The organism is Caulobacter sp. ErkDOM-C (genome assembly GCF_048541825.1).
In the GTDB taxonomy this organism is placed as follows: domain Bacteria; phylum Pseudomonadota; class Alphaproteobacteria; order Caulobacterales; family Caulobacteraceae; genus Caulobacter.
The window spans coordinates 1478165-1502032 of the sequence record NZ_CP183332.1; the positions used below are offsets into that span (position 1 = coordinate 1478165).

Annotated in this window: 23 protein-coding genes; 8 read left to right on the forward strand and 15 right to left on the reverse strand. The window is 65.9% G+C overall.

Annotated features, from left to right (window positions below; translation table 11 throughout):
- Positions 1-9: 9 nt before the first annotated feature.
- Together der and ACN2C8_RS07275 are read left to right on the forward strand one after the other, a co-directional pair.
- The gene (gene der / locus ACN2C8_RS07270; protein WP_419255170.1) at positions 10-1782 is read left to right on the forward strand and encodes a ribosome biogenesis GTPase Der; all 1773 of its coding nucleotides are present in this window, start codon (positions 10-12) and stop codon (positions 1780-1782) included.
- 122 nt (positions 1783-1904) lie between these two features.
- Positions 1905-2603 (forward strand): hypothetical protein, encoded by a 699-nt coding sequence (locus tag ACN2C8_RS07275; protein ID WP_419255171.1) that lies wholly within the window; start codon positions 1905-1907, stop codon positions 2601-2603.
- Between the two features lie 4 nt (positions 2604-2607).
- Here ACN2C8_RS07275 and ACN2C8_RS07280 read toward each other — a convergent pair whose 3' ends face one another.
- From ACN2C8_RS07280 to rpsF, 12 genes are all read right to left on the reverse strand, one after another.
- Entirely contained in the window at positions 2608-3357 is a 750-nt protein-coding gene (locus ACN2C8_RS07280) for an SDR family NAD(P)-dependent oxidoreductase (RefSeq protein ID WP_419255172.1), read from the reverse strand.
- A gap of 8 nt (positions 3358-3365) precedes the next feature.
- Entirely contained in the window at positions 3366-4379 is a 1014-nt protein-coding gene (locus ACN2C8_RS07285; protein ID WP_419255173.1) for a bile acid:sodium symporter family protein, read from the reverse strand.
- 11 nt (positions 4380-4390) lie between these two features.
- A complete protein-coding gene (gene purF, locus ACN2C8_RS07290; RefSeq protein ID WP_419255174.1) occupies positions 4391-5890 on the reverse strand; it encodes an amidophosphoribosyltransferase in 1500 nt (499 codons plus the stop codon).
- The gene (locus tag ACN2C8_RS07295; protein ID WP_419255175.1) at positions 5887-6504 is read right to left on the reverse strand and encodes a CvpA family protein; all 618 of its coding nucleotides are present in this window, start codon (positions 6502-6504) and stop codon (positions 5887-5889) included. The genes purF and ACN2C8_RS07295 overlap by 4 nt, the downstream gene beginning before the upstream one ends.
- Positions 6501-7883, reverse strand: coding sequence for a DNA repair protein RadA (radA, locus tag ACN2C8_RS07300; RefSeq protein WP_419255176.1), 1383 nt, complete (start codon positions 7881-7883; stop codon positions 6501-6503). Before radA ends, ACN2C8_RS07295 begins: the two co-directional genes overlap by 4 nt.
- Positions 7884-7954: 71 nt before the next feature.
- Positions 7955-9037, reverse strand: a complete 1083-nt coding sequence (gene alr, locus ACN2C8_RS07305; protein WP_419255177.1) for an alanine racemase — start codon at positions 9035-9037, stop codon at positions 7955-7957.
- A gap of 63 nt (positions 9038-9100) precedes the next feature.
- Complete coding sequence (locus ACN2C8_RS07310; RefSeq protein WP_419255178.1) at positions 9101-9790, reverse strand: MarC family protein; 690 nt, start codon at positions 9788-9790, stop codon at positions 9101-9103.
- Between the two features lie 71 nt (positions 9791-9861).
- On the reverse strand, positions 9862-11376 hold the full coding sequence (locus ACN2C8_RS07315) for a replicative DNA helicase (protein WP_419255179.1): 1515 nt from the start codon (positions 11374-11376) through the stop codon (positions 9862-9864).
- A gap of 171 nt (positions 11377-11547) precedes the next feature.
- Entirely contained in the window at positions 11548-13983 is a 2436-nt protein-coding gene (locus tag ACN2C8_RS07320; protein ID WP_419255180.1) for a TonB-dependent receptor plug domain-containing protein, read from the reverse strand.
- A 197-nt stretch (positions 13984-14180) separates the two neighbouring features.
- Positions 14181-14765 carry a 50S ribosomal protein L9 gene (gene rplI, locus ACN2C8_RS07325; RefSeq protein ID WP_419255181.1) on the reverse strand — a complete coding sequence of 195 codons (585 nt, stop codon included), beginning with the start codon at positions 14763-14765 and terminating at the stop codon, positions 14181-14183.
- Positions 14766-14778: 13 nt separating this feature from the next.
- Complete coding sequence (rpsR, locus tag ACN2C8_RS07330; RefSeq protein ID WP_419255182.1) at positions 14779-15057, reverse strand: 30S ribosomal protein S18; 279 nt, start codon at positions 15055-15057, stop codon at positions 14779-14781.
- A 15-nt stretch (positions 15058-15072) separates the two neighbouring features.
- Positions 15073-15459, reverse strand: coding sequence for a 30S ribosomal protein S6 (gene rpsF, locus ACN2C8_RS07335; protein ID WP_419255183.1), 387 nt, complete (start codon positions 15457-15459; stop codon positions 15073-15075).
- A 277-nt stretch (positions 15460-15736) separates the two neighbouring features.
- On the opposite strand from rpsF, the gene ACN2C8_RS07340 reads away from it, so the two are divergent.
- A complete protein-coding gene (locus tag ACN2C8_RS07340; RefSeq protein WP_419255184.1) occupies positions 15737-16402 on the forward strand; it encodes a hypothetical protein in 666 nt (221 codons plus the stop codon).
- On the opposite strand, the gene ACN2C8_RS07345 is transcribed toward ACN2C8_RS07340, so the two are convergent.
- The 3 genes from ACN2C8_RS07345 to ACN2C8_RS07355 form a co-directional block, all read right to left on the reverse strand.
- A complete protein-coding gene (locus ACN2C8_RS07345) occupies positions 16377-17177 on the reverse strand; it encodes a sterol desaturase family protein (RefSeq protein WP_419255185.1) in 801 nt (266 codons plus the stop codon). The two genes, ACN2C8_RS07340 and ACN2C8_RS07345, sit on opposite strands and share 26 nt — an antisense overlap.
- A gap of 71 nt (positions 17178-17248) precedes the next feature.
- A complete protein-coding gene (locus ACN2C8_RS07350) occupies positions 17249-18376 on the reverse strand; it encodes a helix-turn-helix domain-containing protein (RefSeq protein WP_419255186.1) in 1128 nt (375 codons plus the stop codon).
- A 68-nt stretch (positions 18377-18444) separates the two neighbouring features.
- Entirely contained in the window at positions 18445-18978 is a 534-nt protein-coding gene (locus ACN2C8_RS07355) for a peroxiredoxin (protein ID WP_419255187.1), read from the reverse strand.
- 174 nt (positions 18979-19152) lie between these two features.
- Between ACN2C8_RS07355 and fabD the strand changes: the two genes are divergently transcribed.
- The 5 genes from fabD (at position 19153) to mltG (ending at position 23868) form a co-directional block, all read left to right on the forward strand.
- The gene (gene fabD, locus ACN2C8_RS07360) at positions 19153-20097 is read left to right on the forward strand and encodes an ACP S-malonyltransferase (protein ID WP_419255188.1); all 945 of its coding nucleotides are present in this window, start codon (positions 19153-19155) and stop codon (positions 20095-20097) included.
- A gap of 126 nt (positions 20098-20223) precedes the next feature.
- Positions 20224-20964, forward strand: a complete 741-nt coding sequence (gene fabG / locus ACN2C8_RS07365; RefSeq protein ID WP_419255189.1) for a 3-oxoacyl-[acyl-carrier-protein] reductase — start codon at positions 20224-20226, stop codon at positions 20962-20964.
- Positions 20965-21104: 140 nt separating this feature from the next.
- Complete coding sequence (locus ACN2C8_RS07370; RefSeq protein WP_007672577.1) at positions 21105-21344, forward strand: acyl carrier protein; 240 nt, start codon at positions 21105-21107, stop codon at positions 21342-21344.
- Positions 21345-21514: 170 nt separating this feature from the next.
- Positions 21515-22795: a beta-ketoacyl-ACP synthase II gene (gene fabF, locus ACN2C8_RS07375; RefSeq protein WP_419255190.1), complete on the forward strand. Its 1281-nt coding sequence runs from the start codon at positions 21515-21517 to the stop codon at positions 22793-22795.
- A 71-nt stretch (positions 22796-22866) separates the two neighbouring features.
- Complete coding sequence (gene mltG, locus ACN2C8_RS07380; RefSeq protein ID WP_419255836.1) at positions 22867-23868, forward strand: endolytic transglycosylase MltG; 1002 nt, start codon at positions 22867-22869, stop codon at positions 23866-23868.

A 23868-nucleotide genomic window follows, 5' to 3' on the forward strand; every position in this document is an offset into this window, starting at 1 on the left:
TGCAAGCCCATGCCTTTGAAACTCGCAATCGTCGGACGCCCCAATGTGGGCAAGTCCACGCTGTTCAATCGTCTCGCCGGTAAGAAACTGGCCATTGTCGATGACCAGCCCGGGGTCACGCGTGACCGCCGCTATGCCTCCGGCCGCCTCGGCGACCTTGACCTGGAACTGATCGACACGGCCGGCTTCGAGGACGTCTCGGATGAAAGCCTGGAGGCGCGGATGCGCGCCCAGACGGAGCTCGCCGTCGAGGAAGCCGACGTCTCGCTGTTCATCTACGACGCCCGCGAGGGCGTTACCCCGCTGGACGAAGTGTTCGCCACCCTGCTGCGTCGTCGCGGCAAGCCGGTGATCATCGCCGCCAACAAGGCCGAGGGTAAGGCTGGCCAGTCGGGCATTGGCGAGGCCTACAAGCTGGGCCTGGGCGAGCCGATCCCGATCTCGGGCGAGCACGGCGAAGGCATGGCCGAGCTATACGCCGCCATGCTGGCGGCCTTTCCCGAGGACCAATATTCCGAAGATGTGGATGACGACGACAAGCCTATCCGCATCGCCATCGTCGGCCGCCCGAACGCCGGCAAGTCGACCCTGGTCAACCGTCTGATCGGCGAGCAACGCCTGCTGACCGGTCCAGAGGCCGGGATCACCCGCGATTCGATCTCGGTCGACTGGCTGTGGGACGGCCGCAAGGTTCGCCTGGTCGACACCGCCGGCCTGCGCAAGAAGGCCAAGGTGCAGGAGAAGCTGGAGAAGCTCTCCACCCAGGACTCGATCCGTGCGGTCACCTTCGCCGAGGTTGTGCTGCTGGTGATGGACGCCACCCACCCCTTCGAGGTCCAGGATCTGCAGATCGCCGACCTGACCGAGCGGGAAGGGCGGGCTCTGGTGTTCGTGCTAGCCAAGTGGGACCTGGTCGAGGACCCAGTCGCTCAGCTGAAGGATTTCCGCGAGCACGCCGAGCGCATGCTGCCCCAACTGCGCGGCGCGCCCGTGGTGGCGTTGTCGGGGGAGACCGGCAAGGGTATCGAGAAGCTGATGCCGGCCGTGATGAAGATCCACAGGGACTGGGCGACCAAGGTCAAGACCCGCGACCTGAACGACTGGCTGCAAATGGCGATGCAGCGCCATCCGCCGCCCGCCGTCAGCGGCAAGCGGGTCAAGCCCAAGTACATGGCGCAGATCAAGGCGCGTCCGCCAACCTTCGTGCTGTTCTCGACCCGCGCCGACCAGATGCCCGAGCACTATCGGCGCTATCTGATCAACTCCCTGCGCGAAAGCTTCGACCTGCCGGGGGTGCCGCTGCGCATCACCATCAAGTCAGGCGCCAACCCTTATGCCGATGGCGAGGCCAAGGGCCACAGCGGCCGGGGCAAGCGCGAGTTCGAACGCCGCGAGCGCGAGGAGGAACGCATCCGCGCCTCGCGCAACACGGTCAAGAAGTCCAAGCGCATAGCCGATGAAGCCGCAGCAGCGGCCGCGGCTGAAGCGGGCTTGCCGCCTCCGGAGAAGGCGCCGGTCAGGGGCCCCAAGAAGCCCGTCAAGGCTGAGGCCAAGACCACAAGCGCCGCTGTCACGGCGCCTGCTGCCGAGCCCGGCAAGGCGGCCGTCAAGTCGGTCAAGAAGCAGGGTCCGCGGGCCCAGAAGAAGGTCTCGAGCACGCCCAGCTACAAGGTCGGCTTCAAGGCCGCCGGCGGCAAGGCGGCCTCAGGTCCGAAGCGTCCGGTGGCAGGGTCGAGCATCGTCCGTGGCAACAAGGGGCCGGGCAAGCCGAAGGGCCGATAGTCTCGATTGCCTAAAGTCGCATAACGGTGTCATGCTAACTCTCGGCCGAATGTTGGGGGGTCACCATGGTAGCCTTGTCCACAAGTGCATCCCGCGCGAGCGGGCGGCGCTTCTATGTCTGTATGGCGCTGGCGTTCGTCCTGATCGCCTTTGGCGGTTTCGTTCCGACCTATTGGGCCAAGATGGCCAGTGGCACGTTCGCGGGCGCGCCCGTCCTGCATGTGCATGGCCTGTTCTTCTTCACCTGGACGCTGTTCTTCCTGGTTCAGACGTCTTTGGTGGCCAGGGGGCGAACGCTGGACCACCGGACGTGGGGCGTCGCCGGCGTCGCCATCGCCACGGGCATGGCCTTCACGGTGGTGCTGGCCGCAATCAATTCGATGAAGGTTGCCGATGCGATCGGCATGGGGGACGCCGCGCGGCGGTTCTCGATCGTCTCGTTGAGCGCGCTGGCCCTCTTCATCGGCCTGTTCGTGGCCGCCATCGTCAATGTCAAAAGGCCGGAAGTACACAAACGCCTGATGGTGCTGGCGATGATTCCGCCCATGCAGGCGGCCATGGCGCGACCGTTTCAGGTGCTGTTCAGTCCCCCCGGCGCGGTGGGGCCGCCGCCGGTGTTTGTCTCTATTCCGCCCGGGTTGACGGTGGATCTGCTGGTCGTCGCGGCGATCATCTACGACTGGCGAACCCGAGGACGGCCGCACCCGGTTTATCTGATCGGCCTGCCGCTGATCCTGGTCCAACAGCTCATGACGGTTCCCGTCGGCGGCAGTGCAACATGGATGACGACCGCCCGCTGGGTCCAGAATCTGGCGCCCTGAGCGGTCAGCCGAGGCTGGCCGACTCCTGGCCGCGTTCCTTGAACCGCGCCACGCCCTTGGGCGGTTCACGGTCGGGGCGGACCAGATCGATGATGTAGGGGACGATTGTCTCGGGGGCAGGAACGGTCATCGGATCCTCACCCGGGAAGGCGCCCGCGCGCATCTTTGTGCGCATCGCGCCGGGATCCACGCAAAGGGCACGCACGGGGGTGTTTTCCATCTCGTCGGCATAGCAGTCGACAATGGCCTCCAGGCCGGCCTTGGAGGCCGCGTAGCCGCCCCAGAACGCCCGATGGGTCTTGGCGACACTGCTGGTCAGGAACAGGGCTCGGCCGGCGTCGGAGGCGCGCAGCAGCGGGTCCATGGCCCGGATCAGGCGCCAGTTGGCCGTCAGGTTGGTGGACATGATCATGTCCCAGCCCTTGGGGTCGAGGTGGCCCACCGGGGTCAGGGCGCCCAGTACGCCGGCCGCGCCGATCAGGATGTCCAGTTTGCCCCAGCGCTGGTGCAGGGCCGCACCCAGCTGGTCCAGGCCGTCGGCCTCTCGCAGGTCCAGCGGCACGAGCGTCGCGTGCTCGCCCGTCGCGGCGAAGATTCTGTCATCCAGGGCTTCGAGCGCGCCCTGGGTGCGTCCGAGGGCCACGACATGCGCGCCGGCTTCCGCCAGGCCCAGGGCGATGGCCGCGCCGATGCCGCGCGTCGCGCCGGTGACCAGGGCGACACGGCCCGCGAGCGGTTTTGCTGAAGAATCCATGGGGGCTTTTAGCGGGTGGCGGGGGCTTCTTGAAGCCCGTCCGTCACGTCATCGGCCGGACGCTTGGCATAGTGTTGTGCGATCACCGAACAGGCCATCAGCTGGATCTGGTGGAAGATCATCAGGGGCAACACCAGAACCCCGGCGGTGGCGCCCGGAAACAGGATGCCGGCCATGGGCACGCCGGTGGCCATGCTCTTCTTGGAGCCGCAGAAGACGATGGCGATCTCGTCGGCCTTGGAGAAACCCAGGGCGCGCGCGCCGAAGGTGGTGGCCAGCAGGATCACGGTCAGCAGGGCCCCGGAGACGATCACCACCAGCACCAGCTCCAGCGGCGAGACCCGCTTCCACAGACCGCCGACCACGGCGGCGCTGAAGGCCGCATAGACGACCAGCAGGATCGAGCCGCGGTCGACATAGCCGACCAGCTGCTTGTGCTTCTCGATCCAGCGCCCCACCCACGGCCGGGCCATCTGGCCGGCGACGAAGGGCAAGAGCAGCTGAATGAGGATGTCCTGGATCGCCTTCCAGCCGCCCGTGCCGGCCTCCGCGTGCATCAGCAGGCTGACCAGCACCGGGGTCAGGAAGATGCCCAGCAGGTTGGACGCCGAGGCCGCGCAGACTGCGGCGGCGACATTGCCCCGGGCAATCGAGGTGAAAGCGATGGACGACTGAACCGTCGACGGCAGGCAGGCCAGGAACACCATGCCCGCCGCCATGGTGGGCGACAGAATTCCGGTCCTGGCGGCCAGAAGTCCCAGGATCGGGAACAGAATGTAGGTGAAGGCCAAGATCGTCAGGTGCAGCCGCCAGTGGGTGACCCCGGCGACCACGGCCTCGCGCGACAGCTTGGCGCCGTGCAGGAAGAACAGAAGCGCGATGGCCAGCTTGACCACGACGCTGAGCACGGAAGCCGCGTCGCCGCGCACAGGAACGACCGAGGCCAGCACCACCATGCCGAACAGCAGGGTGATGTAGCCGTCGATCTTCAGCTTCGCGAGAAGCTTGGAAAATCCATTCATTTCAAAGAGGCTTACGCACTGAGCAGCGAAAGCTGCTTGTCGTTGGCCTCGTTGCGGCCCTCGGCCACCTCGCGGTCGGTCAAGCGGGTAGGGTAGTCACCGGTGAAATAATGGTCGGTGAACTGCGGCGTAACCGGGTCGCGTTGACCGGCTTCCAGCGCCTGGTACAGGCCATCGACTGAGAGGAAGCCCAGGCTGTCGACTTCCAGAAACCGCGCCATCTCTTCCAGCGACTTGTTGGCCGCCAGCAGCTGTTCGCGCTCGGGCATGTCGATGCCGTAGAAGTCTGGCCACTTGATCGGCGGGCTGGCCGAGCGGAGGTGGACCTCTTTGGCGCCCGCTTCTCGGACCATGCGGACGATCTTCAGCGAGGTGGTGCCACGCACGATCGAGTCGTCGATCAGGATGACGCGCTTGCCTTCCAGCACAGCACGGTTTGGACTGTGCTTCATGCGAACGCCCAGTTCGCGGACGCCTTGGGTCGGCTGGATGAAGGTGCGGCCCACATAGTGATTGCGGATGATGCCCAGGTCGAACGGGATGCCGCTCTGCTGGGCATAGCCGATGGCCGCGGGCACGCCGCTGTCGGGCACGGGGACCACGACGTCGGCCTCGACGCCGGTCTCAATGGCCAGCCGCTGGCCCATGCGCTTGCGCACGTCATAGACCGAGCGGCCGTTCACCACGCTGTCGGGGCGGGCGAAATAGACGTATTCGAACACGCAGGGGCGCGCAGCCAGGGTGCTGAAAGGCTTGAGGGACTTCACGCCGGTTTCGGAGATTACCACCATCTCGCCGTGCTCGATGTCGCGCACGAAACGGGCGCCGATCATGTCCAGGGCGCAGGTCTCGGAGGCCAGGACCGGCTGGCCGTCCAGGTCGCCCAACACCAGCGGGCGGATGCCCAGCGGATCGCGGACGCCGATCATCTTCTTGTTGGTGATGGCCACCAAGGCGTAGCCGCCCTCGATCTGGCCGACGGCGTCGATGAAGCGGTCGACGATGCGGGCCTTACGCGAGCGGGCGATCAGGTGAAGGATCACCTCGCTGTCGCTGGTGGACTGGAAGATCGCGCCTTCCTGGACCAGGCGCTCGCGCAGGCTGAGGAAGTTGGTCAGATTGCCGTTGTGAGCGATGGCTACGCCGCCGGTTTCCAGATCGGCGAACATCGGCTGGACATTGCGGATGCCGCTGCCGCCGGCCGTGGAATAGCGGGTGTGGCCGATGGCCATGCCGCCGGGCAGGCGCTGAACCAGGTCGTTGCCGGTAAAGGCGTCGCCGACATGACCCATATGGCGTTCGGTATGAAAGCGCTGGCCGTCGAAGGCGGCGATGCCGCACGCCTCTTGACCGCGGTGCTGCAGGGCGTGAAGGCCAAGGGCGGTGATGGCGGCGGCGTCGCGGACACCGTAGACGCCAAACACACCGCACTCGAGGCGCAGGGTGTCGTCTTCGGGGTCACGCCACGGAGCGGAGGAGTACCGATCGGTCGACTGGCCGATAAAGCTCATCGCGATTTCTCCACCAGATCGTCGAGGTCCTGACGCTGGTTCTGATCATAGTCTGTTTCGCCGGGTTTGCCGTCCGACGGATTGTCGCTGCTCCCCCGCACTGCGCCCTCGATGGCCGGGCCCAGCTTGCCCGCCAGTTCGCCGCCCTTGGGAGCGAACACTTTCAGCACCTTGGCGCTGGCGGCGGACAGGGGATAGAAGATCGAGCGCTCGACCCAGGCCGGCACGCGATCCGCCGGTGTGGCCATGTGGAACAGCATGTTGAAGACGCCCAGGATCACCAAGGCGCGCATCAGGCCAAAGCCGGCGCCGACCACGCGGTCCAGCAGGCCCAGAGAGCTTTCATGCAGGCCAGCGGTCAGCTGTCCGCCGATGAAGCGCAGGATCACGAACGCAACCACGAAGACCAGCAGCAGGGCGCAGGCCGTGGCCGCCCAGTCGGGGTCCATCAGGTCGCGAAAGATCGGACCGCTCATGCGCAGGCCAAACAGGGCGATGGCGGCGGCGAAAATGAACGACAGGGCCGAGGTCAACTCGCGCGAGGCGCCGCGCGCAAAGCCGATCGAACTTGAGGTGATCAGCAGCAGGCCGGCGATGATGTCGAAAGGCGTCACGTCAGTTGGCCCCAGATCTCGTCGCCGATGCGGCGCACGGCGTCGGCGAGCCGCGCGACCCCCGCCACAGGCAAGGAGCCACCGCCTTCAGGCAGGCCGGAAAGCGATGAGAGCGCCCGGCCGAACCCCAGTTTTGCGGCTTCCTTCAAACGTGTCTCCATCCGGCTGACCGGCCGCACCTCGCCCGACAGGCTGACCTCGCCGAACACGACGCAGTCCTGGGGCAGGGCGATATCGAGGGCTGAAGAGGCCAGGGCCGCCGCCGCCGCGAGATCCGCCGCCGGCTCTGTTATGCGCAGGCCGCCAGCGACGTTCAGATAGACGTCCTTGTCGCCAAAACCAAGGCCGCACCGCGATTCAAGTACGGCCAGCACCATCGCGAGGCGTCCTGAGTCCCAGCCCACGACGGCCCGACGCGGCGTTCCGTAGGCTGACGGCGACACCAAGGCTTGGAATTCCACCAGTACGGGCCGCGAGCCCTCGATGCCGGCGAACACCGCAGCGCCCGCAGCGCGTTCACCGCCCTCGTTGAGGAACAGGGCCGAGGGGTTCTTGACCTCGCGCAGGCCGACATCGCCCATCTCGAAGACGCCGATCTCGTCGGTGGCCCCGAAGCGGTTCTTGGCGCCGCGCAGGATGCGGAACGGATAGCCGCGCTCGCCCTCGAAGCTGAGTACCGCATCAACCAGGTGCTCGACCACGCGGGGACCGGCGATCTGGCCATCCTTGGTCACATGGCCGACCATCAGGATCGCCACGCCCCTCTTCTTGGCCAGGCGCACCAGTTCCTGGGCGCAGGCGCGCACCTGGGTGACCGTGCCCGGGCCCGCCTCGTGGGCGTCGCTCCACATGGTCTGGATGGAGTCGATGACCACCAGGTCGAAATTGTCGCGTTTCAGGCCGTCGAGGATGTCGCGCAGGCTGCTCTCGGCCGCCAGCTTCACCGGCGCCTTCTCGAAGCCCATCCGTTGGGCGCGCCCACGGATCTGCGCCACCGCCTCCTCACCGGAGATATAGGCGCAGGACACGCCCTTCATCGAGGCCCGGGCCACCACCTCCAGCAACAGGGTGGATTTCCCCACGCCGGGGTCGCCGCCGATCAGGATGGCCGAGCCGGGCACCACTCCGCCGCCACAGACGCGGTCGAACTCATCGACCCCCGTGACGATGCGAGCGGGGGCGGGCGTGTCGCTTTCCAGATCCGTGAACTGCAGGCCGCGCGTGCGGGTGGCCTTGGTGACGGAGAGCGCACCCGGCGCTCGCGCGCCGACTTCCTCGGCCAGGCTGTTCCAGGATTGGCAGGCCGGGCACTGTCCCGACCACTTGGTCTGGACCGCGCCGCAAGACTGGCAGGCGTAGACGGCGCCGTCACGGGCCATGGAAGCTCCTGATTCTCGGATCGGTGGAGACTACAGGGTGACGGGGCAGTGCGCCAAAGGCGGACGTGGGATCAGCGAATAATGCGCTGGGCTCGGGGCGCGATCCGGGTCAGCAGTTCGTAGGCCGTCGTGCCTGCGGCAGCGGCGGCATCGTCGATGAGCAGGTCGGGGCCGATGATCTGCATCATCGCGCCGGGACGGGCGGCGTCGCAGTCAGTGATGTCGACGGCGATCAGGTCCATAGAGACGCGGCCCAGCATTGGACGTCGCTTGCCGTCGAACCACACAGCGCCGCGCGGATGGGCCGAGCGCGGCACGCCGTCGGCATAGCCGGCCGCCAGGATGGCGACGCGGGTGTTGTCGGTCGCCGTATAGGTGGCCCCATAGCCGATGCTCTCGCCGCGCGGGACGTTGCGGGTCTGGAGGACCGGCGCTTCCAGGGTGACGACGGCCTTGATCCGCGCGTCGGGGACATCGCGAGGGCCGCCGCCATAGAGGCTGACGCCGGGGCGAACCTGGTCGAAGCAGTAGGCGCCGCCCAGGAAGATGCCCGCCGAATTGGCCAGGCTGCGACGTGCGTTCGGGAACAGGGTCGTCGCTTCGTGGAAGCGCTCCAGCTGCTTCACGTTCAGCGGATGATCCGGTTCGTTGGCACAGGCCAGGTGGCTCATCACCTGGGTGATCTCCACATGCTTGAGACGGTCCATGGCGCCCAGAAGCACGCGGACCTCCTCGAGGCGCAGCCCCAGGCGGTTCATGCCGGTGTCGACATGCAGCGTTGCGGTCAGCCGGCCGCCGCGCGCGTGGCTGTTCCAGGCCTCGATCTGCGGCAGGCTGTTGAGCGTGGGGGTCAGGCGCGCCGCCTCCATCGCGGCGGCCGAGCCCGGCGTGACGCCGTCCAGAACGTGGATGGCCGCGTCGCGGTCGCCCAGACTCTGGCGCAGGGCCAGGCCCTCGGAGAGGCGGGCGGTGTAGAAGCTGCGCGCGCCTTCGTCCCACAAACGGTCGGCGACGATCGAAGCGCCGACCCCGTAGCCGTCGGCTTTCACCGCTGGGGCGACCTCCGCGCCGCAGGCGGCGTCCCGAAGGGCGCGATAATTGGCGGCCAGAGCCTCGAGGTCGATCGTCAGGCGGCTGTCGGAAGGATCGGTCACGAGGGCTCGGCAATCAGGGAAGCGGCGTGTCAGGGCGTAGCGGAGCCGGCCGGGCTTTTCCAGCTAGAACGCGCCGGGATGGGTCGCCAGGAACACCGAGACCAGATTCTCGAAGCCTGAGGCGGTGATCTGGACGCCGATGCACAGCAGCAGGAACGCTACCAGCCGTGACAGCACACGGGCGCCGGACTGGCCCAGCAGGCGCGTGACGCGGCCCGAGGCGCGATAGAGCAGCCAGACCAGGATCGCCACGCCCGCTGCCGCGAGTCCCGCGCCCAGGAAAAAGGCCACAGCGCTGCCCTGGCTGGGGCGCTGCGAGGACAGGGCGATCGCCACCGAGATCGAGCCGGGCCCCGTCGTGAATGGCATGGTCATCGGGAAGAAGGCGATGTCTTCCTGACGCTTGGCCGGTTCGGTGTCGCTGGTCTTGCGGTCTTCGTGCTCCTGCGGGTCCATCAGCAGGCCCCAGGCGCGGATCGCCACCACCAGGCCGCCGGCCACTCGCAGAGCGCCCAGGCTGACGCCGAAGAAGTTGAGGATATAGCCGCCCAGCAGGAGCGACCCCAGCAGGACCAGGAAGGAATAGAAGCCGATGCTGCGGGCCAGCTTGCGACGTTCGTCCTGGCCACGGCTGCCCATCGCCTGGTCGAAAATCAGCGAAGCCCCGACCGGATTGACGATCGAGAACAGGGCCGGAAAGGCCAGCAGGAAAGCGCCGATCAGGCTGGAGACGGGCAGGGGGCTGAAATCCACGGGCGACTCGTCGATCCGGAGGGCGGGCGGAAGACCCTCGCCCGATGCGGCTTCCTAGGTCAAACCGGCGCCTACTCGTCCGACGGAATATTCCGCGCCTGGGCGAAATAGTGATCGCGGGCCAGATTGCCGAAGCGGGTGGTGTCACTGTTGAAGGACAGGCGCACTGTGCCGATCGGGCCGTGACGCTGTTTGGCGATTATCACCTCGGCCAGACCCTGCAGGCGGTCCATGTCTTCCTGCCAGGTCAGGTGCTCGGGCGTGCCCTCGCGAGGCTCTGCGCGACCGACATAATAGGCCTCGCGATAGACGAACCAGACCATGTCGGCGTCCTGCTCGATCGAACCGGATTCACGCAGGTCCGACAGTTGCGGCCGCTTGTCTTCGCGCTGTTCGACCTGACGCGACAGCTGCGACAGGGCGATGACCGGGCAGCCAAGTTCCTTGGCCAGGGTCTTGAGGCCCATGGTGATTTGGCTGACTTCCTGAACGCGGTTTGCGTTGGAGCCAAGGTCCGAGCCCGTAACCAGCTGCAGGTAGTCGACAACCACCAGGTCCAGGCCCACCTGACGCTTCAGGCGTCGCGCCCGGGCCGTGAGCTTGGCGATCGAGATACCGCCTGTGGCGTCGATATAGAGGGGCGCTTCCTGCAGTTCCATGGCCGCATCGCGCACCCGGCCAAACTCTGAGGCGTCGATCTCGCCCTTGCGAAGGCGGTCGCCCGAGACGCCTGAGGCGTCGGCCAGCATACGCAGGGCCAACTGCTCGGCGCTCATTTCCAGCGAGTAGAAGGCCACCACACCGCCCTGAACGGTCTTCTTGGTGCCGTCCGGCTGGATCTCGTAGGCGTACTTGCGGGCAATATTGAAGGCGATGTTGGTGGCCAGCGCGGTCTTGCCCATCGACGGGCGACCCGCAAGGACGATCAGGTCGGAGGGGTGCAGCCCGCCGACCTTCTGGTCGAGGTCTGTCAGCTCGGTTGCGACGCCCGACATGCCGCCATCGCGGCTGTAGGCCTCGGCTGTCATCTCGACGGCGCCGCGCAGGGCGTCTCCGAAGGTGATGAAACCAGACGAGGCCGTGCCGCTTTCGGCCAAGGTGTAAAGTTGCTGCTCGGCCGACTCGATCTGGTCGCGGGCCGGACGGATCTCGTCTCCGCCGCCATGGGCGGCCGTGGCGATGTCGCCGCCGATGCGGATCAGGTCGCGGCGCAGGGCCAGGTCGAACACGGCGCGGGCATAGTCGCCGACATTGGCCGCCGGCGGCGCGCGGTCGACGAGGTCGGCGAGGTAGCGCAGACCACCCAGTTCATCGAAGGCGGCATCCTTCTTGAACTCGTCGGCCAGCAGGATCGGCTCGGCCAGCTGGCCCTTGCGGATATGGGTCTCGATCGACTGGAACAGCCGCTGGTGAAAGGGCTCGTAGAAGTGACGGCCATTCAGGGCGTCGGTCAGCCGCTCATAGGCCGCGTTGTCGTACAGCAGCACGCCCAGCAGCGCCTGCTCGGCTTCCAGGTTGTGTGGCGCGACGGCGATGATGATGTCCGCATGGGGCGGACGAAGGTCGAGAGCGGGGACGAGAGACATCGACGCAGGTTAACGCGGCGGTCTTTTTCGTGCGCGCGTCGTGTGGACGCAAGCGCAAGATGAACGGGGATGTTTTGTGTATGTTCTGGGTCCGGCCAGAGCAAGAAACCCGCCCAGGAAAAAGGCGCGGAGATCGCTCTCCGCGCCTTTCCAGCATGACCCTGGGTCAGCTTACCAGTTGATGCTCAGGCGGGTGTAGAGGAACCGCCCGTTGAAGCCGAACGGCGAGAAGGATGTGAAAGCGGTGGCGTTGGTCGTGTTGACCGTCGCCGGCGTGCGGTTGGGGTATTCGTCGAACATGTTGTTGGCCCCGACCGCCAGAGTGACGTGCTCGGTGAAGCCATAACGCGCTTCAAGATCGACGACCGCCTTGTCGCCCGTCCTCACATCGAAGGCTCCCGTAGCGTCGTTGTTAGGCGACAGGACCGAGCCATAGAAGGTGGTCTTCAGGCTGGCGCCCCATTTGTCCTTGGCCCAGTCGCCGGCCAGGGTGACCTTGGACTTGGGGGTGCCTTCCTCAAACGTCAGGACGTTGGCGCGGGCAAACAGGGTCGGCGGCACCGGCAGGGACGACAGGGCATTGGTCGTCGGGATCCTGGTGACGTCGGTTTCATTGAAGTTCGCGGCCGCTGTCAGATCGAAGACGCCGCCTTCGTCAGCATCCAGCCGGTAGCGCGCAACCACGTCGATGCCCCGGGTCTCGGTTTCGACACCGTTGATGAAGAAGCGGGCGGCCGTGACGTTGAAGGGCCGCAGCAGGTTGTTGATCGTCTGCTGCGTCGGGGTCCCGGTGGCCGAGCCCTGGATGTTCTCCGACAGCACAATTCGGTTGTCGATATTGATCCGGTAGGCGTCGACCGTCACTTCGAACGGACCTTTGTGGAAGACCAGACCGAGCGAGTAGTTGGTCGATTTCTCGGCTTCCAGCGGCTTGGCGCCCAGCACCTTGGCCACGGGGCTGGTGGCCGGGAAAGTGCCGACCTCGACCGGGGTCGAGACACCGTTGATGATGATGAAGTTGGTCGAGGTGGTGGTGAAGAACTGCTGCTGCAGGGCCGGGGCCCGGAAGCCGGTCGAGGCCGCGCCGCGAACGGCAAGACCGTCGGCCAGTTCAAAGCGCGCGGCCAGCTTGCCCGTGGTGGTCGCGCCGAAGTCGGAATAGTCCTCGTAGCGAACAGCAGCCGAGGCGGTGAAGCGCTCGGTCAGACGCGATTCAAGGTCGAGATAGACGCCGACATTGTTGCGGTCCTTGGACAGCACGTTGGACGGTTGGAAGCCGGGGAAGCCCTGTGCGCCGGCTGCCGACGAGGTGAGCGGTCCGCGATTGTACGAGGTCGGTTCGCCAGCGCGGATCGAATAGCCTTCCCAGCGCGCTTCGGCGCCGAACGCGACGTTCAGCGGCTCATAAGCGCCGATGTCGACGCCGCGTGAGACGTCCAGGCCAACGACGGTCTGGTCATAGCTCATGCCACCGGAGTTGAAGCTGGTCTGGCTGGCGGCGCCATAGGAGGCGTTGGCCGAGTTCTCGGTGCGGTAGTCGATCTCATTCTTGCCGTAGGCGACATTGAGGTCGAGCTTGAATCCGCCGAGTTCGCCCCGCAGACCTGCGGCGGCCGTGGTGTCAGTGATGTCGCTGGCGATGAGCGGCAGGAAGCCGTTGGGATAGATTGAAGCGACCGGAACCTGGCGGGCGTCGCCGACAATGCGGGGGAACGCGGCGCTGGCGCCCTCGCGCGCCTGGTAGCCCGCCCATCCATAGGCGTCCCACGTCTCGCTGACGGGCAGGCCAGCATTAAAATAGATCGTCTTGTCGGTGACTTCAGCATCGCCATAACGCGAGGTGACTCGAGCCGGGGTGACGCGGACGTCGATGTCGCCGCGGCTGGTCGGGTTGCGATCCCTGTACTCGGCCGAAATGGTCAGGAAGCCTTCAGGACCCAGGGGCAGGCCCTGCCAGGCCTGCAAGGTCACCGTCTGGCCGTCTTTTTCGTCACGACCGTCGGTGTTGCGGGCGGTCTTCACCTCGGTGTCGTAACGCCCATAGGTGGCGATCGCGCCGCCGCCGCTGCGGGCTTCGCGAAGACGCAGGTTGATCACGCCGGCGATAGCGTCGGAGCCGTACTGGGCCGAGGCACCATCGCGAAGCACCTCGACGCGGTTGAGCGCGATGGTCGGGATGGCGTTCAGGTCAACCGCAGCCGAGCCGCGACCGATCGAGCCGTTGACATTGACCAGCGCCGTGGCGTGGCGGCGCGTGCCGTTGACGAGCACCAGGGTCTGGTCAGGCGACAGTCCGCGCAGGGTGGCGGGACGGATGTGATCGGTGCCGTCGGTAATGGCGGGACGCGGGAAGTTGATGGACGGCGCGAGGGTCGACAGCGACTGGGCCAGCTCGGTCGTGCCCGTGCGGGTCAGGGCCTTTTCGCTGACGATGTCGACGGGCGCGATGGTGTCGAGTCGCGTGCGGCCGGCCGTGCGGGTGCCGGTGACGACCACCTGCTCGAGATTGGCGGCGTCTTCGGCCGCAGTGGACTGGGCCTGGGCTTGGGCGGAGCCGGCGATCGCAGCGACAGACGCTGCGGTGAACAACAGGGTTCTAAAGCTCATGTGTATTCCCCTCATGGTTTCCCCCGGGGGCCGATTTGATGATCGGTCTGTCCGGGCACGGAGGCTTGCGCCTCGAGAGAATAACATGGGCGCACAAGCGGGCGCCTACAAGTTGAACATTTCTTGGTTGCTATGCAGAAAAAAACGGCGCGGATTTCTCCGCGCCGTTTCTCGATAGATCACCGATCCAGTTGGGATCAGGACTCGTAGTGGTCGCCTTCGAACGAACCGGCGCCACCGGCGGCCATGTCCGAGGCCGCTTCGGCGTCAGCCGCGCGGTCTTCTTCGAATTGAGCGGCGACGACGTCTTCACCGCGCGACTGGCGCTCGGCTTCGTCGGCGCTGCGCGCGATGTTGAGGGTGATCGTAACGGTCACCTCGGCGTGCAGCTTCACCTTCACTTCATGGACGCCCAGGTTCTTGATGGGCTTGTCCAGGACGATCATCGAGCGATCGACCTTGCCGCCTTCAGCCTTGATGGCGTCGGCCACGTCGCGACCCGCGACCGAACCGTACAGCTGACCGCTTTCGCCAGCCTGACGGATCATCACGTATTGCGTACCGTCGAGGGTCTCGCCGACAGCGCCGGCGGCTTCACGGTTCTTGACGTTGCGTACTTCGATTTCAGCACGCTGAACTTCGAAGGACTTCATGTTGGCGGCGTTGGCACGCAGGGCCTTGTGGCGCGGCAGCAGGAAGTTACGGGCAAAGCCGTCCTTCACGGTGACAACCTCACCGAGGACGCCAGTACCTTCAACGCGTTCGAGCAGAATGACTTTCATCGTGGTGTCTCCCTTACTTCACGACGTAGGGGAGCAGAGCCAGGAAGCGGGCGCGCTTGATGGCCTTGGCCAGTTCGCGTTGCTTCTTGGCCGACACCGCGGTGATGCGCGACGGAACGATCTTGCCGCGCTCGGAAACGTAGCGCTGCAGGAGCTTGACGTCCTTGTAGTCGATCTTCGGAGCGTTGGCGCCGGAGAACGGGCACACCTTGCGGCGGCGGAAGAACGGGCGGCGCGCGCCGCCAGCGGCGGGCGCGCCAGCGCCGGCTTCGGGAGCAGTGGTATCGGTCATGATCTCTCTTCTCCCTTACGCGGCCGAGAATTCGTCGCGCGGACGATCCGAACGCTCGGGGCGCTCGCTGCGTTCGCGGTCACGACGGGCCAGAACCGGCGACAGTTCCAGGTCCAGCTCTTCCACGCGGATGGTCATGAAGCGCAGAACGTCTTCATTGATCAGCAGCTGGCGCTCGACTTCCTTAACGGCCGGCGCCGGAGCGTCGATGGCGAGCAGGGAGTAGTGGCCCTTGCGGTTCTTCTTGATGCGGTAGGTGAGGTTACGCAGGCCCCAATATTCGATCTTGGCGATGTGACCGCCGCCTTCTTCGATCAGGGTCTTGATTTGCTCGTTCAGAGCTTCGGCCTGTTGCGGCGAGATATCCTGCCGCGCGATGACCACGTGTTCGTAGAACGCCATGTTTTCCTTCTTCCGGTTTGGACAGCGGCGCGGTCGACGGCGGAAGTCCGACGACCACGATGGTTCCAGAGCGCCGAGCGGGAAATCCCGTACCCGTGAGGGCTGCGCCAAAGACCGCCATCCGTGAGAGCGAGCGCTTCTACAGGAGAAGGCGCGCCGAAGCAAGATTGCTTTGCCACGCCGCATTTTTCGGCATTCGCGAGGCCGTGGCGAAACCGGCGGGCGAAGCGGCGGGCTTCACCTTGCCGCAAGGATAGCTTGTGCTAGGAAGCAGGGCATGAAGTCTAGCGCTGTCATCAGCGCCCTCGGGGCCTTTGCGCTGTCGGCGAGTGTCGCCGCTACAGCCTCAGCCCAGGCGATTCAGAAGCCCAACCTGTCGGTTTCGGCCAATGACGGCCGCTTCACCGGCTATTCGGCCGCCCTGCCGCTGGATCTTTCCACCGACACCGAGAGCGCCAAGTTTACGGCAAGAGTCGCGGGCACGCTGGAAAGCCCGACCTACGACCTGGATCTCAACCTGAGCCAGAAGCCGGACGAGGCGCGGACCGGCAAGCGTTCCTTGGCCCTGGGCGCGTCGTGGAACGACCGCGAGGCCAGACTGCGCTCCTCGATGTCGAAGATGTTCGGTTTCGGCCTCCTGCCGCGCGCCAACTTTGTCAGCGTTTCAATGGACATGAACGCCAGCCAGGTCATCGCCGTCCCTGGCCAGCTCGCGGTGGCGCGCGCCAATGTGCGCTCGGCCCTGACCTTGGACGGCAAGCCGATCGGCTCGATCGCCGTCGGCGGCGGCTCGATGGGCGACGAGGGTGTCGATCTCAGTTTTACGCGTCCCTTCGACATCCCCGCCGAGTTCACCGTCAGCCTGCGAGCCGCCGCCACCCACGAGGAGTGGCGGATGCAGGACAGCCGCTTCATGGTCAAGCTGGTGAAGGCGAACTGGTAGCGCCTCGCTTGCGCGCCGTCACGGCGGCGAAACGGGACAGATACTCCGGGTGCTCGGTGCCCATCCAGCGATCCCACCAGGTGAAATACAGCCCATAATTATAGCCCGCCTGCGCGTGGTGCAGGTCGTGGTGGGTCACTGTGGTCAGCCAGGGCAGCAGCGGGCGGCCGTCCTTGCGGGCTGGAAACAGCTCGTAGCCGCTGTGTCCGATTGTGTTGCGGGCGATCTGATGCAGCACGAACAGGCCGATCACGGGCCACTGGGTGGGCACGATCAGCATCCACAGCGGCACGAATAGCGCATTGATCGCTGCCTCCCCCAGATCGAAGCTGTAGGCGGTGAAGGGCGAGGGGTTGTTCGAGCGGTGATGGCGTCGGTGGAGGACGCGAAACAGTCGCCGGTCGTGGATCAGCCGGTGCGTCCAGTAGAACCAGGCGTCATGGGCGATGATCATCAGGACGAGGCTGGCCCAGAACCAGATCGGCCCCAACTCGCGAGCGATGTAGGGACCTGGCATCCAGCCGGCGCGGAACAGGCCGAAGGTCAGCAATCCCATCGTCGAGAAGATCGCGATGGAGCGGATCGAGGTCAGAAACTCGACCAGCAGTTGGCGGGCGGGCGGCCGGCTGTCGCGGATCTTGCGGCCGGCCAACGGAATGGCCAGCACGACCCAAAGGATCAGCCAGACGCCGACTGAAAACACCACATAGCGAGTGACATCGGCCTGCATGGCGATCAGCCAGTTATGGGCGAAGGGGAGTAGGGCATCGAGCATGGGTGGCTCCTTGGGGGATGAACCCCGTCAGGGAAGCTGCTGCGGAGCGACAGGTCGCGCCGTTCTCGAAATCAGGCGCGTTTGTCGGCTTTCGACGCGGCTTGCGCGGTTTCGACCAGTCGCAGATGCGGCAGGGCCGGCGTCGCCTCTTGCCGCCACGTGGTCGGTGGAGCGCCGACGGCGGCCCGGAACGCACGGTTGAAGGGGCCCAGAGAGCCAAAGCCCAGCTCATAGGCGATGGTCGAGACCGACTTCAGGGCCTGTTCCGGATCGGCAAGCGCAACCTTGGCCGCTTCGATCCGCCGGCCGTTGATGTAGTCGGCGAAGTTGCGATGGCCCAGCACGCCGTTGATCAGCTTGCGCAGGCGATGCTCGGGCGCGCCGACGAGGGCGGCCAGGGCGCCGATCGACAGGTCCTCACCCCGCCAGACTTCGTTCTCGGTCATGGCTTTTTCCAGGCGCGCCAGAACGAGCCGGTCGGCGGGCGTCAGATCAAGCGCTTCAGCAGGGTTTGGTGTGGGCGCGGCGTCGGATGCCACGGCCGCCTGCACGAGCATGGGCTCGGCGCGCAACAACGCCAGGGCTGACCCTATACCGAGGCCGGCGAGAGACAGGGCCTGAACCAGGCTGGGCAGCACCGGGCCGTGTCCGAAGCTGAAATCACAGAGATTTTGGATGAACATGTAGCCGGTTGCAGCGGCGGCGAGAGGCGCACGAAGACGACGGCGGCGCTCAACCAGATCGATACGCCAGCCCCGCCAGGCTGTCAGCAGGATGTGGCAATGGATGCCCACCGAGAAGGCGGCGAACAGCCACCATGCGGCTGCGCGCGCGGGAGATGTGGGCAAAAGTGCGCCAGCCGCCCAAAGCGCCAGGACGGCCCCGGGGACGGAGAAGCGCCAGAGCGGGATTGAGGGTTCATCCTCGAAAAGCACCGAGCAGAACAGCCAGAATACGCCGGCCGCCGACGCGGACAGGGCCCAGGTCACAAGGTCGTAGTGCCGGCTTTCGGTGTAGTAGAAATGGCCGTCGACGACGTGGGCAATGGCGCAGGCCATCATCAGAACACCGACCCAGCGGGTCGGGGTCATCTTCCGGCTGGCGCCGAGGGAGACGGCCGTAGCGGCAAAAGCCCCGATAGCGACTCCCCGGACCCCAATTTCGAGCGCGGCGAACGGAATCTGGGCTGAATCGGTCATGCCCGATCCTTTCCTGCAGGTCCCGCGGCTTGCAAGCCGCGAGACTGGTCAGAATTGAAAAGGCCTTGCTACTTCTTGGCCTTGTAGGCCTTCACCGCGTCCATAGTCTTGGTGACGTGGCCGACGAAGTTGCCGTCGGTATAGGCCATCAGGATCTTGCCGTCGGGCGCGATGACATACGAGGTGCGGTTGGACCAGCCGCCCGGCATCGCCATCGCCACGTCGTAGGTCTTGACCAGTCCAGCCGGCGCAGCGGCCACTGCGAACTTGTCGCGGCAATGCTCTTTGGAGAACGCCTTGATCTTGTCGACATTGCCGGCGGTCACGCCGATCACCGTAGCGCCCAGCTTTTCGAAGTCGGGCGTCGCCTCGGCGAACTCATGCGCCTCGGCGGTGCAGCCGGCGGTGTAGGCGGCCGGGAAGAAGTAAAGCACCACCGGGCCCTTCTTAAGGGCCTTGGACAGGGTGAAGCTGTAGTCGGCGCCCGCCAGGGCGGCGGGGGCGGTGAAGTCGGGGGCCTTGTCGCCCGGCTTCAGGGCGGCCAGGGCAGGCGTGGCGGTGAGCACGGCAATCGCCGCGAGGCCGGCGGTCAGGCGGTTCATTGAAGACTCCATCGACTGTTTGTCGCCCAAGTTACGGTGCGGCGGGCAACTTGGACGCCTGATGATGGAATGCAAGCCATGGTCGCCAGAGCCGCGCACTTGCCGGACAGGGGCCTTTCCCCTAACCCTCCGGCCCCAGTACGGCTTTGAATCTCTAGAACGGAGCGGGCTTCCATGAGCATCGCCTTCATTTTCCCCGGCCAGGGCAGCCAGTCGGTCAGCATGGGCGCCGATCTCGCCCAGGCCTTCGCCTCAGCCCGCGAAGTCTTCCAGGAAGTCGACGACGCCCTGGGCCAGAAGCTTTTCGCCCTGATGAAGGAAGGTCCCGAGAGCGACCTGACCCTCACCGAGAACGCCCAACCCGCGCTGATGGCGGTCAGCCTGGCCGTGTCCCGCGTGCTGGAAAAGGAATTCGGGATCGGCATCGATCGCGCCGCCTTCGTCGCCGGTCATAGCCTGGGCGAATATTCGGCCCTGGCCGCCGCCGGCGCGATCACCCTGTCCGACACCGCGCGTCTGCTGAAGCTGCGAGGCCAGGCCATGCAGCGCGCCGTTCCGGTAGGCGAAGGCGCCATGGCCTCGCTCATTGGTCCCAAGACCGACCTTGCCCTGGCCGAGGCCGCCGCCGCCGCCGGCGCCGAAGTTGGCGTCTGCGTCGTGGCCAATGACAACAACAACGGCAACGTGGTGATTTCAGGCGACAAGGCCGCAGTCGACAGGGCCATCGAGAAGGCCAAGGAACTGGGCGCGCGCGCCATTCCGCTCAACGTCTCGGCGCCGTTCCACTGTCCGCTGATGCAGCCGGCCGCCGACGAGATGGCGGAGGCCCTTGCGGGGGCCGTCATCGTCTCGCCACGCGCCCCCCTGGTGGCCAACATCACCGCCACCCCTGTTCACGACCCCGACGTCATTCGCGGCCTGCTGGTGGAGCAGGTCACCGGCCGGGTCCGCTGGCGCGAGAGCATGATCTGGCTTGCGGGCGAAGGTGGCGTCACGCGTTTCGTCGAAGTTGGCGCCGGCAAGGTTCTCTCGGGCATGGCCAAGCGCATCGCTCCGGACGCTGAGGCCACGCCGCTGAACAGTCCGGCCGACCTCGAGGCTTTCGCCAAGTCGCTTTAGCGACGGTCATCCCGGGCCGGCGCGATGCGCGCAGACCCGGGACTGCAACAAGCGCCGGCGTGTCCGGCGGTCCCGGGTCTGCGCTACGCTTCGCCCGGGATGACAGACAAGATTGGGAGAAATCCAATGTTCGATCTCACCGGCAAGACCGCCCTCGTCACCGGCGCCACGGGCGGCATCGGCGGGGCTATCGCCAAAGCCCTGCATGCTCAAGGCGCCCATGTCGTGCTCTCGGGGACCCGCGAATCAGCTCTCACCGAGCTGAAGGCGCAGCTGGGCGAACGTGCTTCGTTCGTGGTGGCCAATCTATCGGACGCGCAAGCCGTGGACGGTCTGGTCGCCAAGGCCGAGGAAGCCGCCGGCGCGCCGCTGGATATCGTCATCGCCAATGCCGGCATCACCCGCGACGGCCTTATCGTGCGGATGAAGGACGAGGACTGGGACACCGTCATCAAGGTGAACCTGGAGGGCTATTTCCGCCTGGCTCGCGCAGCCGCCAAAGGGATGATGAAGCGCCGCTCGGGCCGCATCATCGGCATTACCTCTGTTGTGGGCGTGACCGGCAATGCCGGCCAGACCAACTATGCGGCGTCAAAGGCCGGAATGATCGGGTTTTCCAAGGCCTTGGCCCAGGAACTGGCCAGCCGCAACGTCACGGTCAACTGTGTCGCGCCCGGTTTCATCGCCAGCCCGATGACCGACGCCCTGACCGACGCCCAGAAGGCCGGCATCCTGTCGGGCATCCCGGCCGGTCGCTTGGGCGAAGGCAGCGATATCGCCGCCGCCTGCGTTTACCTAGCCAGCGATCAGGGCGCCTATGTGACCGGTCAGACCTTGCACGTGAACGGCGGTATGGCCATGATCTAGCCCCGCCATGTTTCTTGACGGGGGACCCGCTGGTCACCCGAAAAGGAACGTGATAGGCGGAGGCCGACAATTCCCGTGGATGGAGAGGCCTTGGCCAAACCGTTGGCGGACAACAGATTCAAAACTGAGGGACTAACAGAATGTCCGACATTCTCGAGCGCGTGCGTAAGATCGTCATCGAGCACCTGGATGCCGATCCCGAGAAGGTCACGGAGAAGGCCAGCTTCATCGATGACCTGGGTGCCGACAGCCTCGACAACGTCGAGCTGGTGATGGCGTTCGAAGAAGAGTTCGACATCGAAATTCCTGACGATGCCGCCGAGCACATCCAGACGGTTGGCGACGCTGTGAAGTTCATCACGGAAAAGACTGGCGCCTAAGGGCGTCAGGTTCGCCTTTGAGGCGAACAGACTATCACCGCCGCGCAGCACGGGCTCTTGCCATCGTGCGCGCGGCGGTTTTCGTATGTGGCCGAGAGTCGCGGCCGGAGGGGGCGTCGGATTCGTCCGCAAGACCCATATGTACGCGGTACTAAGGTTGGGAGTGATCCATGCGTAGAGTTGTTGTCACCGGTCTTGGCCTGCTGACCCCTTTGGGCCAGGGCGTCGAGGTGTCCTGGAAGAACATCCTGGCTGGCAAGTCCGGCGCTAACCGGATCTCGGCCTTCGATCCGACTGATTACGCCTGCAAGGTCGCCTGTGAGGTTCCCCGCGTCGATGGGCGCGGTGGCGGCGGGCCTGACGTGGAAGGCGCGTTCAATCCCGACCTGACCATGAGCCCGCGCGACCAGAAGCGTGTCGACAATTTTATTCTCTACGGCGTCGCGGCCGCCGACGAAGCCGTCAAGGATTCGGGTTGGGTCCCGGAAACCGAGGAAGACAAGTACCGCACGGGCGTGATCATGGGCTCGGGCATCGGGGGCCTGTCCACGATCGCCGACACCGCTATTGAGCTCGAGGCCCGAGGCCCGCGCAAGGTCAGCCCGTTCTTCATCTCTTCAGCCCTGATCAATCTGATCTCGGGTCAGGTCTCGATCCGCTACGGCTTCAAGGGCCCCAACCACTCGGTGGTGACCGCCTGCGCAACGGGCGCTCACGCCATTGGCGACGCCGCCCGTCTGATCAAGTACGGCGACGCTGACGTGATGGTGGCCGGCGGCGCCGAAGCGGCGGTCTGCAAGGTCGGTATCGCCGGCTTCATCGCCTGCCGCGCCGTTTCGACCGACTTCAATGACACCCCGGAAAAGGCCTCGCGTCCCTATGATCAGGACCGCGACGGCTTCGTGATGGGCGAGGGCGCCGGCGCCCTGGTCCTGGAAGAATACGAGCACGCCAAGGCGCGCGGCGCCAAGATCTATGCCGAGGTCGTAGGCTACGGCCTGTCGGGCGACGCCTATCACATCACCGCCCCGTCCGAGGACGGCGACGGCGGCTTCCGGGCCCTGTCGGCGGCCGTGAAGGACGCGGGCCTGAAGCCTTCCGATATCGACTATGTCAACGCCCACGGCACCTCGACCATGGCCGACGGCATCGAGGCCAAGGCCGTCGAGCGCTTCCTGGGCGATCACGCCAAGAACGTGGTGATGTCGTCGACCAAGTCGATGACCGGCCACCTGCTGGGCGCGGCCGGCGCCATCGAGGGCATCTTCTCGATCCTGGCGATCCGAGATCAGATCGCCCCGCCGACCATCAACTTGGATAACCCGAATGTCGACGTCGCCATGAACCTGGCGCCCAACAAGGCCGTGCCGATGAAGATCGACGTCGCCGTCTCCAACAGCTTTGGCTTTGGCGGGACCAACGCCTCCGTCGTGTTCCGTAAAATCTCGTGAGCCGCAAAGCCGCCCCACCCCGCAAAGCCCGCAAGCATGAGTCGGCGTCGATCGCACGCCGGCTGATTGCGATGATCTTCGCCGCCGGCGCCACCCTGGTCGTCATCGGCATGGTCTTCGTGTTCGGGGCGATCTGGCTCTATCAGGGGCCCGGGCCGGCGGCCAAGGACGGCGACGTCACCTCGGTGGTCCTGCGCCGGGGCGCCAGCGTGCCCGAGATCGCCTCCAGCCTGGAAAGTGGCGGCGTGATCCGCTCGTCGTCGATCTTCATGACGGCCGCCCAGATCACTGGCGCGGCCCGTTCGCTGAAGGCCGGCGAGTATGAGTTCAAGAGCCGGGCTTCGATGGGGCAGGTTCTGGACGCGATCCGCAAGGGCAGGGTGGTTCGTCATTTCGTGACCATTCCCGAAGGCGTGACCTCGGATATGGCCGTCGACATCCTGATGCGCTCGCCGGTCCTGACAGGCGTGGCGCCGACCCCGCCGGAAGGCGCAGTCCTGCCAGAGACCTACCAGGTCGAGCGCGGCGAGGATCGATCGGCCGTCCTGCAGCGCATGATGGATGACCGAGACCAAATTCTGGACGAGCTGTGGCCGCAGCGACAGAGGGGCCTGCCGTTCTCGACCAAGGACGAAGCCATGACCCTGGCCTCAATCGTCGAGAAGGAAACAGGCATTGCCTCGGAGCGGCCGCGCGTGGCGGCCGTGTTCGTCAATCGCCTGCGCACGGGCATGCGTCTGGGCAGCGACCCGACCATCATCTACGGCCTGACCCGTGGCCGGCCGCTGGGACGCGGTATCCTGCTGTCGGAGCTGCAGCGCCAGACGCCCTACAACACCTATCTGATCGACGGCCTGCCGCCGACGCCGATCGCCAATCCCGGCCGCGCCGCCATCGCCGCCGTGCTGGATCCGCCCAAGACCGACGAGCTGTATTTTGTCGCCGACGGCACCGGCGGCCACGTCTTCGCCAAGACCTACGCCGAGCACCTGGCCAATGTCGCCAAATGGCGGCAGGTCGAGCGCAAGCGCGCAGCCAAGAAGCCCGCTGCCACACCCCTGAGCGGGGGCTGA

Bases quoted from the DNA above. Each gene is read 5' to 3' on its own strand.
- der (WP_419255170.1), top strand. From the start codon at position 10: ATGCCTTTGAAACTCGCAATCGTCGGACGCCCCAATGTGGGCAAGTCC.
- ACN2C8_RS07275 (WP_419255171.1), top strand. From the start codon at position 1,905: ATGGCGCTGGCGTTCGTCCTGATCGCCTTTGGCGGTTTCGTTCCGACC.
- ACN2C8_RS07280 (WP_419255172.1), bottom strand. From the start codon at position 3,357: ATGGATTCTTCAGCAAAACCGCTCGCGGGCCGTGTCGCCCTGGTCACC.
- ACN2C8_RS07285 (WP_419255173.1), bottom strand. From the start codon at position 4,379: ATGAATGGATTTTCCAAGCTTCTCGCGAAGCTGAAGATCGACGGCTAC.
- purF (WP_419255174.1), bottom strand. From the start codon at position 5,890: ATGAGCTTTATCGGCCAGTCGACCGATCGGTACTCCTCCGCTCCGTGG.
- radA (WP_419255176.1), bottom strand. From the start codon at position 7,883: ATGGCCCGTGACGGCGCCGTCTACGCCTGCCAGTCTTGCGGCGCGGTC.
- ACN2C8_RS07315 (WP_419255179.1), bottom strand. From the start codon at position 11,376: ATGTCTCTCGTCCCCGCTCTCGACCTTCGTCCGCCCCATGCGGACATC.
- ACN2C8_RS07320 (WP_419255180.1), bottom strand. From the start codon at position 13,983: ATGAGCTTTAGAACCCTGTTGTTCACCGCAGCGTCTGTCGCTGCGATC.
- rplI (WP_419255181.1), bottom strand. From the start codon at position 14,765: ATGAAAGTCATTCTGCTCGAACGCGTTGAAGGTACTGGCGTCCTCGGT.
- rpsR (WP_419255182.1), bottom strand. From the start codon at position 15,057: ATGACCGATACCACTGCTCCCGAAGCCGGCGCTGGCGCGCCCGCCGCT.
- rpsF (WP_419255183.1), bottom strand. From the start codon at position 15,459: ATGGCGTTCTACGAACACGTGGTCATCGCGCGGCAGGATATCTCGCCG.
- ACN2C8_RS07340 (WP_419255184.1), top strand. From the start codon at position 15,737: ATGAAGTCTAGCGCTGTCATCAGCGCCCTCGGGGCCTTTGCGCTGTCG.
- ACN2C8_RS07345 (WP_419255185.1), bottom strand. From the start codon at position 17,177: ATGCTCGATGCCCTACTCCCCTTCGCCCATAACTGGCTGATCGCCATG.
- ACN2C8_RS07350 (WP_419255186.1), bottom strand. From the start codon at position 18,376: ATGACCGATTCAGCCCAGATTCCGTTCGCCGCGCTCGAAATTGGGGTC.
- ACN2C8_RS07355 (WP_419255187.1), bottom strand. From the start codon at position 18,978: ATGAACCGCCTGACCGCCGGCCTCGCGGCGATTGCCGTGCTCACCGCC.
- fabD (WP_419255188.1), top strand. From the start codon at position 19,153: ATGAGCATCGCCTTCATTTTCCCCGGCCAGGGCAGCCAGTCGGTCAGC.
- fabG (WP_419255189.1), top strand. From the start codon at position 20,224: ATGTTCGATCTCACCGGCAAGACCGCCCTCGTCACCGGCGCCACGGGC.
- ACN2C8_RS07370 (WP_007672577.1), top strand. From the start codon at position 21,105: ATGTCCGACATTCTCGAGCGCGTGCGTAAGATCGTCATCGAGCACCTG.
- fabF (WP_419255190.1), top strand. From the start codon at position 21,515: ATGCGTAGAGTTGTTGTCACCGGTCTTGGCCTGCTGACCCCTTTGGGC.
- mltG (WP_419255836.1), top strand. From the start codon at position 22,867: ATGATCTTCGCCGCCGGCGCCACCCTGGTCGTCATCGGCATGGTCTTC.